Here is a 13,269-nt window from a genome sequence, read left to right on the forward strand (position 1 = left end):
GCACCGCGGCGGCCTTCTCCTCGACCGAGTACCGACGCGTCGTCGGCTTCCCATTCGCCAGTTCCTTCGGCATAACTCCATCCTCGTTTCCAAGGTCGGGAGCCTCCAACAAACCCAGGGCGCTTCAAACCGTTTCCAATTAGTTACCAGCAGCCCCCTGTGGTGTCCTTCGGGATGCTGCAGGGGGCCTTTCGTCGTTTCAGAACAGTGTGGAGTCGACAGACACCAAGGGAGCTCCTGTGGTCAGTGCTCGTGAGATCTCGTCGCTCGCGTGCTGCACCTCAGCGACCAGCGTCTCGTCGCCGGCGCGTTCAGGATCGAGCCACGTGTCGTGCTGGTCTCGCGGGAGTACGAGCGGCATCCGCGGCCAGTACTCGGCGGCTTCACTGTCCTCTGGTGCATCGCGGGTGACCATCGAGTAGGTGACGAGCTCGGTCCCGTCCTCCTGGGTCACGGTCGACGTGACGGCCGCGATCCCGAAGACCTCGCCGCCTGGCAGTTGGAAGCGCCCCTTCTTCTCGACGTACCAGGTCGCAGGTAGGAGCGCGCGGTGCTGGAATTGGCGCTTCCAGCTCCGCAGAAGCTTGTCGTCACGCGAGTTGAACGCACTAAATTTCGCGGGCCCGGATCCGTCGAGCCATAGCCACCACCAGGCCAGCTCGAGCGAGCGCTCGCCGCCGGCGTCGGCGCGGATGATCGGGTTGAGGTTGAGCGCGCGCCTCCCGGTGATCTTCGCCGAGCCCGACCGGCTCCTCATCCACTCCTCGAGCAGCGTCTTGCTGGCCTGCTCGGAGAGCGGAGGCAGGTCGTTGGGCAGTGTCGTCCCGCCGCCGCTGCCGAGTCCGTACGATGCGCACATGGCCTCAGGATAGGCCGCTCATCATCATGCCGGTAGACCTACAGCTCGGTTTCATACCAGCGCGGGCCCCGGCGCGGCGAGGTCGTGGCTTTCAGGAAGAGTCTCACAAGCGACCGCTTCTTCTCGAGGTACGCGTGCCGCTCGATCTTCCCCGCCGCGTATTGCGCGTCGAGTTCCGCGATCACGGTCTCGGCGTGAGAGGCGTCGTACCGGGACGCGCCACCACTGATGCCGCCTTGCTCACGGATCGCCATGCTGCCTCACCCCAGATCAGACGGGCCAGGACGACCACGCGAGGATCACCGCACCGTCCGGGATCTCACACTTCGCTTTCGCGGCATCCCACGTATCAGCCTCCCCGGAAAGGGTGACCTGCTCACACTGGGAAATATCACGCCGATGCTGATTCTCCATGGACGCGACGGCATTGAGTGCGACACGAGCGTAGGCAATCATCGCCCCAGAATAGCGTGACCCATCAGGCATTGCATGCGACGCCATCACAGACGCGGGTCTCGATCCCCGCTACCCGTCGCCGAGTAGCGTTGCAGCTCCGCCATCATGAGCTCGCGCCTGCGACGCTTCTTCTCCTGCCGCTCCTCCCACGCCGCCCTCCGCTCAGGGTCACCGTCCGGCCGTGGCGGCGACTCAGCGTCCGCGACGGGCACCTGCGCATCCGCCTCGGCCAGGGACTTATAGATGCCCACCATGCGGCGATGTGCGGGCACCGGCCACCACGTCATCAGCAGAAAGCGAGCTTCGCCTGCGGTGTCGGTGACGCGGTGCACGATGGCCTTCGGGTGTTGCTCCACGGCGCGCATGATGATCCACGTGTCGGTATCGATCTGGATGGGCGGTCGCATGCCGTGAGGGTACGCAGCCCCACTGACACCTACTCGTCGCGGCCTTAGCCGCACTTCCCCTTCCCGAGTAGCCCTAACAAGCCTTCCAGCAGATGGTGCAAAGTTTGCACCATCTCAGGAGGCAAAAATTCCTATTGAAACCCCGGCAAACTTTGCCGGGGTTTCATGGGGCAAACGATGGGGCACCGACTAGGTAATTGCTTGTATCCCGGCGGGGTCGTCGCTCGCTTGGGGCTCGGGAATCGTTGAAATCTTGCGCCTGAGCGTGGTTGCTTGATGCTCCACGCTCCCCGGCCCTCGCGAGTTCGAATCCCTCACCCGCCACCGAAGAAGCCCGGTCAGAAGCGATTTCTGGCCGGGCTTTGCTCGTTCCCCTCGGACGCTGCGAGGTGCCGTCTTCCGGCGCTGCGCGCAGCCGCCAGCGGACGCCTGTTTCGCGAGCGGATGGCTGATTCGCGGGGAGATGGGCGCCCTCTCGCGAAGAACGCATCCGCTCGCCAGTGGATGGGGTGCACGCTCGCGTCCGGAGACGCGGCGCGGGAGGCGACGCCCGAGCGCCTGCCCCGAAACACAGCGCGGGGTCGCTGCCCGGCCGTGCCGGACCGCGACCCCGCGGCTCTCGCTCTACTTCTCCTCGTGCTTCAGCCCGAGGCCGACGAGGAGCAGGGTGGGCGCCCACTCCCCGATGAAGAGGCCCCAGCGTCCGGAGCCCTCCTCGTCCTTCCCGCGGGAGAAGACCCACGAGAGGAAGGAGACGCCGATCGCGACGATCGCCGCGATGTACGCATGCTGGCTGCGCACCCCCTTCTCGTGGAGCACCTTCATGGGATCCCACTGGGGTGCCCGCTTCTTCGCGTTCTTCAGATTCGCCTTCATCTCCATCGTTACCGCTCCTTCACTATCGGTTCAGACGATTCGGTTGGGTCGATTCGGTTGGGACTTCAGTTGGGGGCCGGTTGAGACTTCGGTCGGGACCCGGGTCGGGCCGATGCGCGGCGCGGGCGACTCGTGCGACCTCGCCCGCGGGGCCGGACCTGCTCCACGTCCGCTCGGCTCCGCCGGGCATCCGCCCGATTCCGCCGGGCACCTGCTCGGCTTCCACTCAGCACCCGCTCGACGTCCGCCGGCATTCCGTCAGGACTCCCACATCTGCGGGCACGGGTCGGCCGCCCCGTCGGATCCCGCTCCGTCACCGCTTCCGCCGGCGGGACGCACGGAGACGTGCGCGGGAAGCACCCCGGTGCTGTCCGAGGCCGCGAACATCGACTTGACGAGCAGGCGGGACAGGAGTTGCGAGATGTGCTCCTCAGGAGTGCTGTCGAGTTCCGCGGGTCCGTCCTCGGTCGCGATGAAATCGAAGGTGTACTCCATTGCCGCGACCGGATCCACGACCTCGACCTCGAGATCGAGGACGACCCGCACGTATCTCGGGTAGTCGATCATGTTGTCACTCCTGTCTCTTCGCGCGGCCGGAGGGGCGCTGCTCGGCCGAGCCCTCCGGTGCCGCGAAGCCACCCGGCCGGGTCGGTCCCGGCCCCGCACGGTGCCCTGCACGGGCGACGCCGCCCGCGCGACCCGGTACGGCCCCGCATCCTCTCGGGTGCTCGGCCGCCGGTCCCCGCGCGCTGGCCGACCACTTCACATTCTCGGAAGGGGCCGGGGATCCTGCCAAGACCTTGACGGGGCGGCCCGGAACGGATAGGCGCCTCGGATCCTGCGCTCCGTCGCGGCGGTCCCGGGTGCCGGCGGACCTCCGAACAGGGGAGTGCGGGACGTCGGCACGACCCCGCGCGCGGGCACGGCGATGCGGGGCGCGAGAACAGCGGATGCGGACGCGGACGCTTACGGCGTCGTGGCCTCCGTGGCGAGCGAGACGGAAAGTCGTGGAACCGTGGAAGTACCACCCCGTCGGGGTATGCACAACCCCGTACTCGGGGTCGAACGACGCGCCTACCGTGGGGGCAGCCGAAGATGCTTCAGCAGGAACCGGCCGAAGGCGAAGACTGCGATGGAGTGTTCATGCATAGGAACCAAGAAGAAATAGACTAACCCGCAGCCAGGAAGGAGTGTTTCGATGGGCTATTTGCACTACTGCCAGCAGCAGATCTATCGCTTCGACGACCGCACGCTCGCCCACTTGCGCACGGTGATCTCGAACAAGCTGCTGCAGCAGGAGAGCTTCGTGTTCACCTGGAACGACACGGGCCTGCAGCGCACCATCTGGCTGCACCCGTCCATGAGCATCGTCTTCGAGTTCGAGTCGGCGGTGACTCCCGATCTGAACCGGGAATGGCTCCAGGCCCTCGGTTCGCTCGCCAACAGCCCGACGGGGCTCCGGCTCGTCGACGAGCCCGCACTGCAGTAAGGCGGGCACCGGCGGGAAGCGGGTGCGCTCCTCGCCGAACGGTCGCCGCGGTCCGAACGGTCGCCCCGGTCCGACCGCCCCGGTCCGCCCCTCGAGCGCGAGGCGCCCCTCGAGCGCGAGACCGGCCCAGCCTATGATGTGCCGGCAGGGCCCACGGCGCGGCGCAGGGCCTACGGCATACCGGCCGACTTCGCCTCCAGGAGCGCGCGCTCCCGCTCGTTGCCCGCGAGCGCTGCGGCGTCGGCGAAGGCGGTGCGGGCCTCCTCCTCCCGGCCGCTCCTGCGGAGCAGCTCTCCGCGCGTGGCGGGCAGCAGGTGGTAGCCGCGCAGTTCGCCCGAGGCGGCGAGGCGGTCGAGGACCTCCAGCGCGACCTCCGGCCCCGAGGCCATCGCGAGTGCGGCCGCGCGGTTCAACTCCACCACGGGCGACGGCGCCACCCGGCCGAGTGCCTCGTAGAGCAGCACGATGCGCTCCCAGTCGGTCTCCTCGACGGAGGCTGCGACCGCGTGGCACTCGGCGATCCCGGCCTGCAGGGCGTAGCCTCCCCGCCCCCGCCCGATCGCGTCGGCGGCGGCCAAGGCTGTGCGCCCGCGCTCGACGGCGCCGCGATCCCACCTCGTGCGGTCTTGCCGGTCCAGCTGCACCGGCGTCCCCTCCGCGTCGACCCGCGCCGGGAAGCGCGCGGCGGTCAGCTCCATCAGGGCGAGCAGGCCGAGCACCTCCGGCTCCCGGGGCGTGAGCCCCGCGAGCACGCGCGCGAGGCGCACCGCCTCCCGCGCCAGCCCGGGCCGCATCCAGGCCGATCCGGAGCTCGCCGTGTGCGCCTCGTTGAAGATCAGGTAGAGCACGCCCAGCACGGTGCCGAGCCGGGCCTCGAAGTCGGGCCCCTCCGGCACCTCGAACGGAACCCTCGCCGCGGCGAGGGTCTTCTTGGCCCGGACGATCCGCTGCTGCACCGTCGAGACGGGCACGAGGAAGGCCCGCGCGATCTCCTCGCTCGTGAGGCCGCCCACGACCCGGAGCGTCAGCGCGACCTGCGCCTCGCGCGAGAGCACGGGGTGGCAGGCGACGAAGATCAGCCGCAGCACCTCGTCGTCGAGGGCCATCGGGTCCCACGAAGCGTCTCCGCTCAGGGCCTGCTGCTGCTCGAGTTCGAGATCGCGCGCGATCGCCACCATGCGCCGGTCGTGGAGTTCGCGGCGCCGCCAGTGATCCACGGCGCGGCGCTTCCCGACGGCGGTCAGCCAGGCTGCGGGATTGCGCGGGACGCCCTGTTCGGGCCACCGTGCCAGCGCTTCCGCGAGCGCCTCCTGCGCGAGATCCTCGGCCAGCCCGAAATCCCCGGCGAAGCGCGTCAGCGCCGCGACGATGCGCGCCGACTCGATCCGCCAGACCGCCGCGACCGTGCGCCGCGTCTCCTCCGCCCGGCTCACGCCGGCTCCCCGGACCGCGAGACGATCACGGCGCCCCGACCCCGCCTGCTACCCCTGCGCCTGCTTCTCCTCGAGCTGCGCGCGCCACTCCTTCTCCTTCTGCACCCACTCGTTGTCCTGGGGGAAGTCCTCGTCGCCGGCGATCCGCCGCACCTCGAGCTTGGTGCCCGGGCCGAGCGGGCAGCGCTTGGCCCACTCGGCCGCCTCCTCGCGGGAGGACACCTCGAGGATCCAGAAGCCGTTGAACAGCTCCTTCGTCTCCCCGTACGGCCCGTCGGTGACGAGGGGCGGATCGGCCGAGAAATCGACGACGAAGCCCTCCTCGGGCGGCGTGAGGCCGTCGCCCCCGGCCATGACGCCGGCCTTCATCAGCGACTCGTTGTAGCGACCCATCGCCTCGAGGATCTCCTCGAACGGCATCTCCTTCGACGCCGCGAGCGCTTCGTCGCTGTCGCGCATGATGAGCATGTACTTCATGATGTTCTCCATTCGTTCCGGGAGGATCTTCTGACCCTCTCACTGAATACGTCGAATGGGAACGGTGCGGATCGACACCGGCGAGAACTTTTTCCGGGATCGGTAGAATCCGTGGCACGGGCGGGCGGAGGGACCGGGGCCGCATCCGATGGGGGAGGGGCCGATGGAGCACGTGGTGCTGAACACGGGAGCGGAGATGCCGGTGCTCGGCTTCGGCGTGTACCTCATACCGCCGGAGGAGACCGAACGGGCCGTGCGCGAGGCCCTCGACGCCGGGTACCGCTCCGTCGACACCGCCGAGGGCTACGGCAACGAGGCGGCCGTCGGGCGGGCCCTCGCGGCGAGCGGGATCCCGCGCGAGGAGCTCTTCGTCACGACGAAGCTGAGCCCGAAGCACACGCACGCGGAGGGCGCCAGGAGATCCTTCGACGCGTCGCGGAGACGCCTCGGCCTCGACCGCATCGACCTCTACCTCGTCCACGCGCCCTACGGCGACTACTACGGGGCGTGGCGGACGATGCAGGATCTGCACCGCGAGGGGCCTGCCGGAGCCATCGGCGTCTCGAACTTCCCCGCCCCGCGCGTCGCCGACCTGATCGAGCACCACGAGATCGCGCCGGCCGTCGATCAGATCGAGACGCACCCCCTCCACCAGCGCCGTGCCGATCAGGAGGCGCTGCGCACGCTCGGAGTGGTCACCGAATCGTGGGGGCCGCTCGCCCAGGCGAAGGGCGGCCTGCTCTCGGATCCGGTGCTCACCGGGATCGGAGAGCGCCACGGGCGGTCTCCAGCGCAGGTGGTGCTGCGCTGGCTGATCCAGCGGGGGATCGTCGCGATCCCGAAGACGGTGCGCGTCGAACGGATGCGGGAGAACCTCGACGTCTTCGGCTTCGAGCTCTCGGCCGACGAGATGCGCGGTATCGCGGCTCTCGACCGCGGGGCGCCGCTGTGGGAGGGGTGGCCGGATCCGGATCGGATGCCGCCGCTGGATCAGCTCCACGGGGAGTGAGGGCGGCTCGGCGCCGTCAGCCCTGGCGGTAGGGCGCGAGAGCCCCCTCCAGCGTGAAGAGCCCCTGGACGACGGGCCCCGCGATGAGCACGTAGATGATCGCCAGGAAGACCGCGTAGGTGAGAGTGAACCCCAGGCACGCCCAGACGTTCGCCGCCACGCGGAAGTGGGCGAGCACCTTGCGCGCGAAAGCCACGGGATGCTTCACGTCCCAGCTGTTCAGCCGCAGGTAGCGGCCGAGGTACATGCCGAGCCCGAGCAGGAGCATGACGGCGCCGACCGCGGCGAGCACTCCCGGCCGCACGAACACCGCGGCGTCGTCGTCCACCCAGATCCCGGCGTAGAAGGTGTGCACGATGAACACGTTGAGCACCGTGTTCGCGACGCCCGACATGGCGAGGGAGATGACCAGGATGATGTCGTACCAGAGCGGCACCCGGTCGTCGTGCTCCGTGCGGTGCGAGAGATTCAGCTCGGTGATGAGGTAGCTCGCATTCGGCAGCATCAGGAGCCAGACCGCAGCGGCGATCCCGAGCACCGCCAGCGAGAGCGCGTGATCGACCCTGGCCGTGAGCGCCCAGGCCGCACCGCCGAGCACGAGGATCAGGATCGGCGCGATCGAGAGGACGATGTTCCACAGCATCGGCCGGTAGAGCGCGGTGCGGTAGACGAGCGCTCGCGCGACGACCAGCACCGCGGCGTAGGCGTTGAGCAGCGCGGCGCCGATGAAGAGGAACAGCATGCTCCGACTCTACGATGCGTCGGCGGCGCGGCCGTCAGCGGTGGATCTGCCCCTCCCCGGGCCGCAGGTCCACCGCCGGAGCGTTTCGCCGAGGGCCGGGGTGGATTTCGTCTACCCTGGGTGCATGGCTGATTCTTCGTTTGACGTGGTGAGCAAGATCGACGGCATGGAGGTCGAGAACGCGATCAACCAGGCCCGCAAGGAGGTCGAGCAGCGCTACGACTTCAAGGGCGTGGGCGCCGACGTCTCCCTCTCGGGCGAGACGATCCTGATCAAGGCCAACACCGAGGAGCGGGCGAACGCCGTGCTCGACGTGCTGCAGTCGAAGTTCATCAAGCGGGGGCTCTCGCTGAAGGCCCTCGACACCGGGGAGCCGTACGCGAGCGGCAAGGAGTACCGCATCGAGTCGAAGCTCAAGGAGGGCATCGACCAGGCCACAGCGAAGAAGCTGAACAAGCTGATCCGCGACGAGGGGCCCAAGGGCGTGAAGAGCCAGATCCAGGGCGACGAGCTGCGCGTCTCGTCGAAGAGTCGCGACGACCTGCAGCAGACGATCGCGCTGCTCAAGGGCGCCGACGTCGACGTGGCGCTGCAGTTCGTCAACTTCCGCTAGGGTCTGTGCCCCACATCCGCCCGGGTAGACTGGGCGGGTGATCGGCGAGAACCTGCTCGGCCCCGAGCCCACCCGGCTCCGCGCCGAATCGAATGTGACCGAAGCGCTCGCGAACGGGGAGCCCGTGGAGGGCGTGGTGCGCGCGCACCCCGAATCGCCCCTCGCGTGGGCCGTGCTCGCCGACGAGGCGGATGCCGCCGGTCGCGAGATCGAGGCGTACGCCTTCGCCCGCGTGGGCTATCACCGCGGGCTCGACGCCCTGCGCAAGGCGGGATGGCGGGGCGCCGGCCCGGTGCCCTGGGAGCACGAGCCGAACCGCGGCGTGCTGCGCGCGCTGTACGCGCTGCGTCGGGCGGCGGCCGCGATCGGCGAGACCGCCGAGGTCGACCGTCTCACGGAGTTTTTGAACGGAGCGGACGCGGACGCGATCGCTGAGATAGAGAAGGGCGGGGCGCAGGGCACATCCGGCGCGCCCGCTCGCACCGAAGAGAGCGCAGAGCTCGAAGGAAGGGGCTGAGATGCCCGCTGTACTCATCACCGGCGCCCAGTGGGGCGACGAGGGCAAGGGGCGCGCGACCGATCTGCTCGGAAGCCGCGTCGACTACGTCGTCAAGTTCAACGGGGGCAACAACGCGGGCCACACGGTCGTCATCGGCGACGAGAAGTACGCCCTGCACCTGCTGCCCTCCGGGATCCTCACGCCCGGTGTCACACCCGTCATCTCCAACGGCGTCGTCGTCGACCTCGAGGTGCTGAAGGGCGAGCTCGACGCGCTGAGCGCTCGCGGCGTCGACGTCTCGAAGTTGAAGGTCAGCGCGAACGCGCACGTCATCACCGCCTACCACCGCACCCTCGACAAGGTCACGGAGCGCTTCCTCGGCAAGCGCCAGATCGGCACCACGGGGCGCGGGATCGGCCCGGCGTACGCCGACAAGATCAACCGGGTCGGCATCCGCATCCAGGATCTCTTCGACGAGGGGATCCTGCGGCAGAAGGTCGAGGCCGCTCTCGACTTCAAGAACCAGGTCCTCGTGAAGATCTACAACCGCCGCGCGATCGACGCCGACGAGGTCGTGGAGGATCTGCTCTCGTACCGCGAGATGCTCGAGCCGATGGTGTGCGACACGGGCCTGCTGCTGCACGAGGCGATGCAGGCCGGCAAGAACGTGCTGTTCGAGGCCGGACAGGCGACGATGCTCGACATCGATCACGGCACCTACCCGTTCGTGACCTCCTCGAACGCGACGGCGGGCGGCGCGAGCACCGGCTCCGGCCTGCCCCCGCATCAGATCGATCGCGTCATCTCCGTGGTCAAGGCCTACACGACGCGCGTCGGCGCCGGTCCCTTCCCGACCGAGCTCTTCGACGAGTCGGGGGAGCACCTCGCGCAGGTGGGCCACGAGTTCGGCACCACGACGGGCCGGCCCCGCCGCTGCGGCTGGTACGACGCCCCCATCGCCCGCTACGCCGCGCGCATCAACGGCGTCACCGACTTCGTGCTGACGAAGCTCGACGTGCTCTCGGGCCTCGAGAGGATCCCGGTCTGCGTCGCGTACGACGTGAACGGGGTGCGCCACGACGAGATGCCCGTCAACCAGAGCGACTTCCACCACGCGAAGCCGATCTACGAGGAGTTCCCCGGCTGGACGGAGGACATCTCGGGTGCGCGCGCCTTCGACGACCTGCCGAAGAACGCCCAGGACTACATCGTCGCCCTCGAGAAGATGAGCGGATCCCGGATCTCCGCCGTCGGAGTGGGGCCCGAGCGCGAGCAGGTCGTGGTGCTGCACGACCTGCTCGATTAGGGGCGGCCATGGCGGCCGTGTCCCCGGAGCAGCAGCTCGCCGAGCTGCGCTCGACGATCGACAACATCGACGCGGCGCTCGTGCACATGCTCGCGGAGCGCTTCAAGGCGACCCAGCGCGTCGGCAGGCTGAAGGCCGAGCACGAGATGCCCGCGTCGGATCCGGACCGCGAGGCCCGGCAGATCGCGAGGCTCCGGCGCCTGGCCGAGGAGTCGCACCTGGATCCCGAGTTCGCCGAGAAGTGGTTCAACTTCGTGGTCGCCGAGGTGATCCACCACCACACCCGGATCGCCGAGGAGTCGCGGGAGGACTAGGCCGGGCGCCTCAGTCCTCCTCGTCCTCCTCGTCGCCGGACGTCGCGGCCCGGCTCTCACCCTCCTCGGTGCTCGCGACGCTCTCCTCGTCGTCGACGATCTCCTCCTCGAGGTTCCAGACCGGATCCCCGTTCTCGCCCTCCGCGAGCGCGACGATGAGCGCCTGCTGGTCGGGCTCGTCGTCCCCGAACATCTTGCGGGCCCGGGCGATGATCTCCTCCCGCGGGGTGTCGAGCCCCAGCTCGCTGAGCGCGTCCGTGAGCGCCCAGCGATAGCCCTCGAGGGCTTCGTGCAGCTGGTCTTCGGTGATGTGAGACTGGTCCATGTTCCCTCCTCGGCTCCGCGCTCCGCTGCGCTCTGCGCTCAGCCTACCCAGCATCGGCGACCGGTTGAATACCCCGCTTGCACATTACTCGAACATGTGTTCGAATAGCGCCATGCGATGGGACGGGCAGAGCGCGGTGAAGCGAGTGGAGAGCGATGGCGTGCTCCCCGGCTTGGAGCTCGCCGAGGTGGCCGCCGTGCCCGGCCACCTCCGTACGGTGAGGTCGCCCGAGTTCCGAGGCGCCGCGTTCCACGAGGTGCTGGCCAAGAGCGCGCTGAACCGGGTTCCCGCCGCCTCGTCAATGCCCTTCCAGTGGACCGTCAACCCCTATCGCGGGTGCTCGCACGCTTGCGTCTACTGCTTCGCCCGCGGGTCGCACCGCTACCTCGACTTCGACGCCGGCCGCGACTTCGACTCGCAGATCGTCGTCAAGGTGAACGTCGCCGAGGTGCTGGGGCGCGAGCTCGCCAGGCCCTCGTGGAAGCGCGAGACCGTCGCGCTCGGCACGAACACCGACCCGTATCAGCGGGCCGAGGGCCGGTACCGGCTGATGCCCGGCATCATCGACGCGCTCAGCGGCAGCGGCACCCCGCTGACCATCCTGACGAAGGGATCGCTGCTGCGCCGCGACCTGCCGAGGCTCGCGGAGGCGGCCGAGCGCGTGCCCGTGCACCTCGCCATGTCGATCGCGGTGGGCGATCCCGAACTGCAGCAGGCGCTCGAGCCAGGCACGCCGTCGACCAGGGCCAGGCTCGAGACGGTCGCGGCGGCTCGGGCGGCCGGCTTCGACGTCGACGTGTTCGTGATGCCCGTGCTGCCCTACCTCACCGATTCGACGGCGGCGCTCGAGCGCCTGCTCCGGGACATCCGCGACGCGGGCGCGGCCTCGGTGACCTACGGAGCGCTGCATCTGCGCGCGCACGTGAAGCCCTGGTTCCTCGCGTGGCTGGAGCGCACCCACCCCGAGCTGCTGGGGGCGTACCGCTCGCTCTATCCCGGCAGCGCCACCACCGCCCCGCAGGCCTACCGGCTCGAGCTCGCGAGCAGGATCCGGCCGCTCATCCGGAGATACGGGCTCGAGCGGACCGGGCGCTCGACGCGGGGCGCTCGGCTCGTGGAGCCGACCGCGGACACGGGTGCTCCGACGGTCGCTCCGAGGGGTGCGCGCCGCCTCCCCTCAACCTCCGGGCCCGTGCCCTCCGCCGCGGGTCGAGCACCCTCGTCGACCGGCCCGGTTCGGCCCGCCGACCCGGCAGTGGCGCCGATGCTCTTCTGACCCGCCCGCGCAAGCTCCGCCCGTTCATGCGTGCGGGGCCGCCGGGCAGGGGGGCCTGCCGGGCAGGCGGTGTCCGGCGCAGGCGAGGCCTCCCGGGCGGGTGGTCTCCCCGTGCGCGTGGTACCGGGGCACCATCCGATTCATACCGGAGGTGGAGGCGCCGACAGGGCGCGGCTCCTAGTGTGGGGGCGAGCAGGGAACGCCACACAGGGAATCCCGCACGAGGAGGCGGCATGATCGAGGCACGGGGTCTCACGAAGCGGTACGGCAGCAAGATGGCGGTCGAGGACGTGACGTTCACGGTGCCGCCCGGCCAGGTGACGGGCTTCCTCGGCCCGAACGGCGCGGGCAAGTCGACGACGATGCGCCTCGTGGTCGGGCTCGACCGGCCGACCGAGGGCAGCGTCACGGTGCTCGGCCGCAGTTACGCCGACAGCCAGGCGCCGCTGGCGACCGTCGGGGCGCTGCTCGACGCGAAGGGCGTCCACCCGGGCCGCAGCGCGCGCAGCCACCTTCGGGCGCTCGCCGCGACGCATGGGATCCCCGACAAGCGGGTCGACGCGGTGCTCGAGATGACGGGGCTCTCCTCCGTCGCGGGCAAGCGGGTCGGCGGGTTCTCGCTGGGCATGGGGCAGCGCCTCGGCATCGCGGCCGCGCTGCTCGGCGACCCCCAGGTGCTGCTGCTCGACGAACCGGTGAACGGGCTCGATCCCGACGGCGTGCTGTGGGTGCGCGAGCTCGTGCGCTACCTCGCGGGCGAGGGGCGGACCGTGCTGCTGTCGAGCCACCTCATGAGCGAGATGGCGCAGACCGCCGACCGCGTGATCGTGCTCGGCCGCGGCCGCGTCGTCGCGGATGCGCCCATCGCCGAGTTCATCTCGGAGGGCCGGTCCGAGCGCGTCACCGTGGTCTCGCCCGATGCGGCGCGTCTCGCCTCGGTGCTCCTGGGCCCGGATCCCTCGCCCGAGCTGCAGATCGAGCCGCAGGGCGAGGAGCGGTTCACCGTCACCGGGCTCTCCGCCGCGCGGGTGGGCGAGATCGCGGCCGCGAACGGCGTCGTGCTGCACGAGCTGACGCCGCAGGCCGCGAGCCTCGAAGAGGCCTACCTCGCGCTGACGAGGGACCAGGTCGAGTACCAGGCGGTCTGAGCTCCGGTCGCGCACGGCGCCTCCGGCCTCCCGCCCCAGC

Annotated in this window: 18 protein-coding genes; 8 read left to right on the plus strand and 10 right to left on the minus strand. The window is 69.8% G+C overall.

From position 1 onward, the window contains the following. Positions 1-199: 199 nt before the first annotated feature. The 6 genes from JD276_RS00005 to JD276_RS00030 form a co-directional block, all read right to left on the minus strand. Positions 200-859 carry an SOS response-associated peptidase family protein gene (locus JD276_RS00005; RefSeq protein WP_200112502.1) on the minus strand — a complete coding sequence of 220 codons (660 nt, stop codon included), beginning with the start codon at positions 857-859 and terminating at the stop codon, positions 200-202. A gap of 38 nt (positions 860-897) precedes the next feature. After that, positions 898-1,113, minus strand: a complete 216-nt coding sequence (locus tag JD276_RS00010) for a hypothetical protein (RefSeq protein ID WP_200112504.1) — start codon at positions 1,111-1,113, stop codon at positions 898-900. 16 nt (positions 1,114-1,129) lie between these two features. Then, the gene (locus tag JD276_RS00015) at positions 1,130-1,315 is read right to left on the minus strand and encodes a hypothetical protein (protein WP_200112506.1); all 186 of its coding nucleotides are present in this window, start codon (positions 1,313-1,315) and stop codon (positions 1,130-1,132) included. Between the two features lie 44 nt (positions 1,316-1,359). Further along, complete coding sequence (locus tag JD276_RS00020) at positions 1,360-1,722, minus strand: hypothetical protein (RefSeq protein ID WP_200112509.1); 363 nt, start codon at positions 1,720-1,722, stop codon at positions 1,360-1,362. Between the two features lie 624 nt (positions 1,723-2,346). Continuing rightward, the gene (locus tag JD276_RS00025) at positions 2,347-2,604 is read right to left on the minus strand and encodes a hypothetical protein (protein ID WP_233615148.1); all 258 of its coding nucleotides are present in this window, start codon (positions 2,602-2,604) and stop codon (positions 2,347-2,349) included. A gap of 252 nt (positions 2,605-2,856) precedes the next feature. Then, the gene (locus tag JD276_RS00030; RefSeq protein ID WP_200112511.1) at positions 2,857-3,165 is read right to left on the minus strand and encodes a hypothetical protein; all 309 of its coding nucleotides are present in this window, start codon (positions 3,163-3,165) and stop codon (positions 2,857-2,859) included. Positions 3,166-3,796: 631 nt separating this feature from the next. On the opposite strand from JD276_RS00030, the gene JD276_RS00035 reads away from it, so the two are divergent. Further along, positions 3,797-4,087 carry a DUF7882 family protein gene (locus tag JD276_RS00035; protein ID WP_200112513.1) on the plus strand — a complete coding sequence of 97 codons (291 nt, stop codon included), beginning with the start codon at positions 3,797-3,799 and terminating at the stop codon, positions 4,085-4,087. A gap of 170 nt (positions 4,088-4,257) precedes the next feature. Here JD276_RS00035 and JD276_RS00040 read toward each other — a convergent pair whose 3' ends face one another. Both JD276_RS00040 and JD276_RS00045 read right to left on the minus strand, forming a co-directional pair. Next, positions 4,258-5,520: an RNA polymerase sigma factor gene (locus JD276_RS00040; RefSeq protein ID WP_200112515.1), complete on the minus strand. Its 1,263-nt coding sequence runs from the start codon at positions 5,518-5,520 to the stop codon at positions 4,258-4,260. Between the two features lie 48 nt (positions 5,521-5,568). Beyond that, complete coding sequence (locus JD276_RS00045) at positions 5,569-5,997, minus strand: YciI family protein (protein ID WP_200112517.1); 429 nt, start codon at positions 5,995-5,997, stop codon at positions 5,569-5,571. A 163-nt stretch (positions 5,998-6,160) separates the two neighbouring features. On the opposite strand from JD276_RS00045, the gene JD276_RS00050 reads away from it, so the two are divergent. Then, positions 6,161-7,006 carry an aldo/keto reductase gene (locus JD276_RS00050; protein WP_200112519.1) on the plus strand — a complete coding sequence of 282 codons (846 nt, stop codon included), beginning with the start codon at positions 6,161-6,163 and terminating at the stop codon, positions 7,004-7,006. A gap of 16 nt (positions 7,007-7,022) precedes the next feature. Here the strand turns inward: JD276_RS00050 and JD276_RS00055 are convergent, their stop codons facing one another. Continuing rightward, positions 7,023-7,748, minus strand: a complete 726-nt coding sequence (locus JD276_RS00055) for a DUF1361 domain-containing protein (RefSeq protein ID WP_200112522.1) — start codon at positions 7,746-7,748, stop codon at positions 7,023-7,025. A 124-nt stretch (positions 7,749-7,872) separates the two neighbouring features. Here JD276_RS00055 and JD276_RS00060 point away from each other — a divergent pair, with 124 nt between their 5' ends. Genes JD276_RS00060 through JD276_RS00075 form a run of 4 tightly spaced genes read left to right on the plus strand, consistent with a single transcriptional unit; the run spans position 7,873 to position 10,480 of the window. Then, a complete protein-coding gene (locus JD276_RS00060) occupies positions 7,873-8,361 on the plus strand; it encodes a YajQ family cyclic di-GMP-binding protein (protein ID WP_200112524.1) in 489 nt (162 codons plus the stop codon). A 37-nt stretch (positions 8,362-8,398) separates the two neighbouring features. Further along, positions 8,399-8,878 carry a DUF3151 domain-containing protein gene (locus tag JD276_RS00065; protein WP_200112526.1) on the plus strand — a complete coding sequence of 160 codons (480 nt, stop codon included), beginning with the start codon at positions 8,399-8,401 and terminating at the stop codon, positions 8,876-8,878. 1 nt (position 8,879) lies between these two features. Further along, a complete protein-coding gene (locus JD276_RS00070) occupies positions 8,880-10,166 on the plus strand; it encodes an adenylosuccinate synthase (RefSeq protein ID WP_200112528.1) in 1,287 nt (428 codons plus the stop codon). An 8-nt stretch (positions 10,167-10,174) separates the two neighbouring features. Next, the gene (locus JD276_RS00075; RefSeq protein WP_200112530.1) at positions 10,175-10,480 is read left to right on the plus strand and encodes a chorismate mutase; all 306 of its coding nucleotides are present in this window, start codon (positions 10,175-10,177) and stop codon (positions 10,478-10,480) included. Positions 10,481-10,490: 10 nt separating this feature from the next. Here JD276_RS00075 and JD276_RS00080 read toward each other — a convergent pair whose 3' ends face one another. Further along, a complete protein-coding gene (locus tag JD276_RS00080) occupies positions 10,491-10,805 on the minus strand; it encodes a hypothetical protein (protein ID WP_200112532.1) in 315 nt (104 codons plus the stop codon). Positions 10,806-10,917: 112 nt separating this feature from the next. On the opposite strand from JD276_RS00080, the gene JD276_RS00085 reads away from it, so the two are divergent. Together JD276_RS00085 and JD276_RS00090 are read left to right on the plus strand one after the other, a co-directional pair. Beyond that, positions 10,918-12,081: an Rv2578c family radical SAM protein gene (locus tag JD276_RS00085; protein ID WP_200112534.1), complete on the plus strand. Its 1,164-nt coding sequence runs from the start codon at positions 10,918-10,920 to the stop codon at positions 12,079-12,081. Between the two features lie 233 nt (positions 12,082-12,314). Then, the gene (locus JD276_RS00090) at positions 12,315-13,229 is read left to right on the plus strand and encodes an ABC transporter ATP-binding protein (protein ID WP_200112536.1); all 915 of its coding nucleotides are present in this window, start codon (positions 12,315-12,317) and stop codon (positions 13,227-13,229) included. The last annotated feature ends 40 nt before the right edge of the window (positions 13,230-13,269 follow it).

The organism is Leucobacter chromiisoli (assembly GCF_016522505.1).
Lineage (GTDB): Bacteria > Actinomycetota > Actinomycetes > Actinomycetales > Microbacteriaceae > Leucobacter > Leucobacter chromiisoli.

Excerpts from the sequence above, each read along its gene's own strand:
- JD276_RS00005 (WP_200112502.1), bottom strand. The coding sequence starts at position 859 with ATGTGCGCATCGTACGGACTCGGCAGCGGCGGCGGGACGACACTGCCC.
- JD276_RS00010 (WP_200112504.1), bottom strand. The coding sequence starts at position 1,113 with ATGGCGATCCGTGAGCAAGGCGGCATCAGTGGTGGCGCGTCCCGGTAC.
- JD276_RS00015 (WP_200112506.1), bottom strand. The coding sequence starts at position 1,315 with ATGATTGCCTACGCTCGTGTCGCACTCAATGCCGTCGCGTCCATGGAG.
- JD276_RS00020 (WP_200112509.1), bottom strand. The coding sequence starts at position 1,722 with ATGCGACCGCCCATCCAGATCGATACCGACACGTGGATCATCATGCGC.
- JD276_RS00025 (WP_233615148.1), bottom strand. The coding sequence starts at position 2,604 with ATGGAGATGAAGGCGAATCTGAAGAACGCGAAGAAGCGGGCACCCCAG.
- JD276_RS00030 (WP_200112511.1), bottom strand. The coding sequence starts at position 3,165 with ATGATCGACTACCCGAGATACGTGCGGGTCGTCCTCGATCTCGAGGTC.
- JD276_RS00035 (WP_200112513.1), top strand. The coding sequence starts at position 3,797 with ATGGGCTATTTGCACTACTGCCAGCAGCAGATCTATCGCTTCGACGAC.
- JD276_RS00045 (WP_200112517.1), bottom strand. The coding sequence starts at position 5,997 with ATGAAGTACATGCTCATCATGCGCGACAGCGACGAAGCGCTCGCGGCG.
- JD276_RS00050 (WP_200112519.1), top strand. The coding sequence starts at position 6,161 with ATGGAGCACGTGGTGCTGAACACGGGAGCGGAGATGCCGGTGCTCGGC.
- JD276_RS00055 (WP_200112522.1), bottom strand. The coding sequence starts at position 7,748 with ATGCTGTTCCTCTTCATCGGCGCCGCGCTGCTCAACGCCTACGCCGCG.
- JD276_RS00060 (WP_200112524.1), top strand. The coding sequence starts at position 7,873 with ATGGCTGATTCTTCGTTTGACGTGGTGAGCAAGATCGACGGCATGGAG.
- JD276_RS00070 (WP_200112528.1), top strand. The coding sequence starts at position 8,880 with ATGCCCGCTGTACTCATCACCGGCGCCCAGTGGGGCGACGAGGGCAAG.
- JD276_RS00075 (WP_200112530.1), top strand. The coding sequence starts at position 10,175 with ATGGCGGCCGTGTCCCCGGAGCAGCAGCTCGCCGAGCTGCGCTCGACG.
- JD276_RS00080 (WP_200112532.1), bottom strand. The coding sequence starts at position 10,805 with ATGGACCAGTCTCACATCACCGAAGACCAGCTGCACGAAGCCCTCGAG.
- JD276_RS00085 (WP_200112534.1), top strand. The coding sequence starts at position 10,918 with ATGCGATGGGACGGGCAGAGCGCGGTGAAGCGAGTGGAGAGCGATGGC.
- JD276_RS00090 (WP_200112536.1), top strand. The coding sequence starts at position 12,315 with ATGATCGAGGCACGGGGTCTCACGAAGCGGTACGGCAGCAAGATGGCG.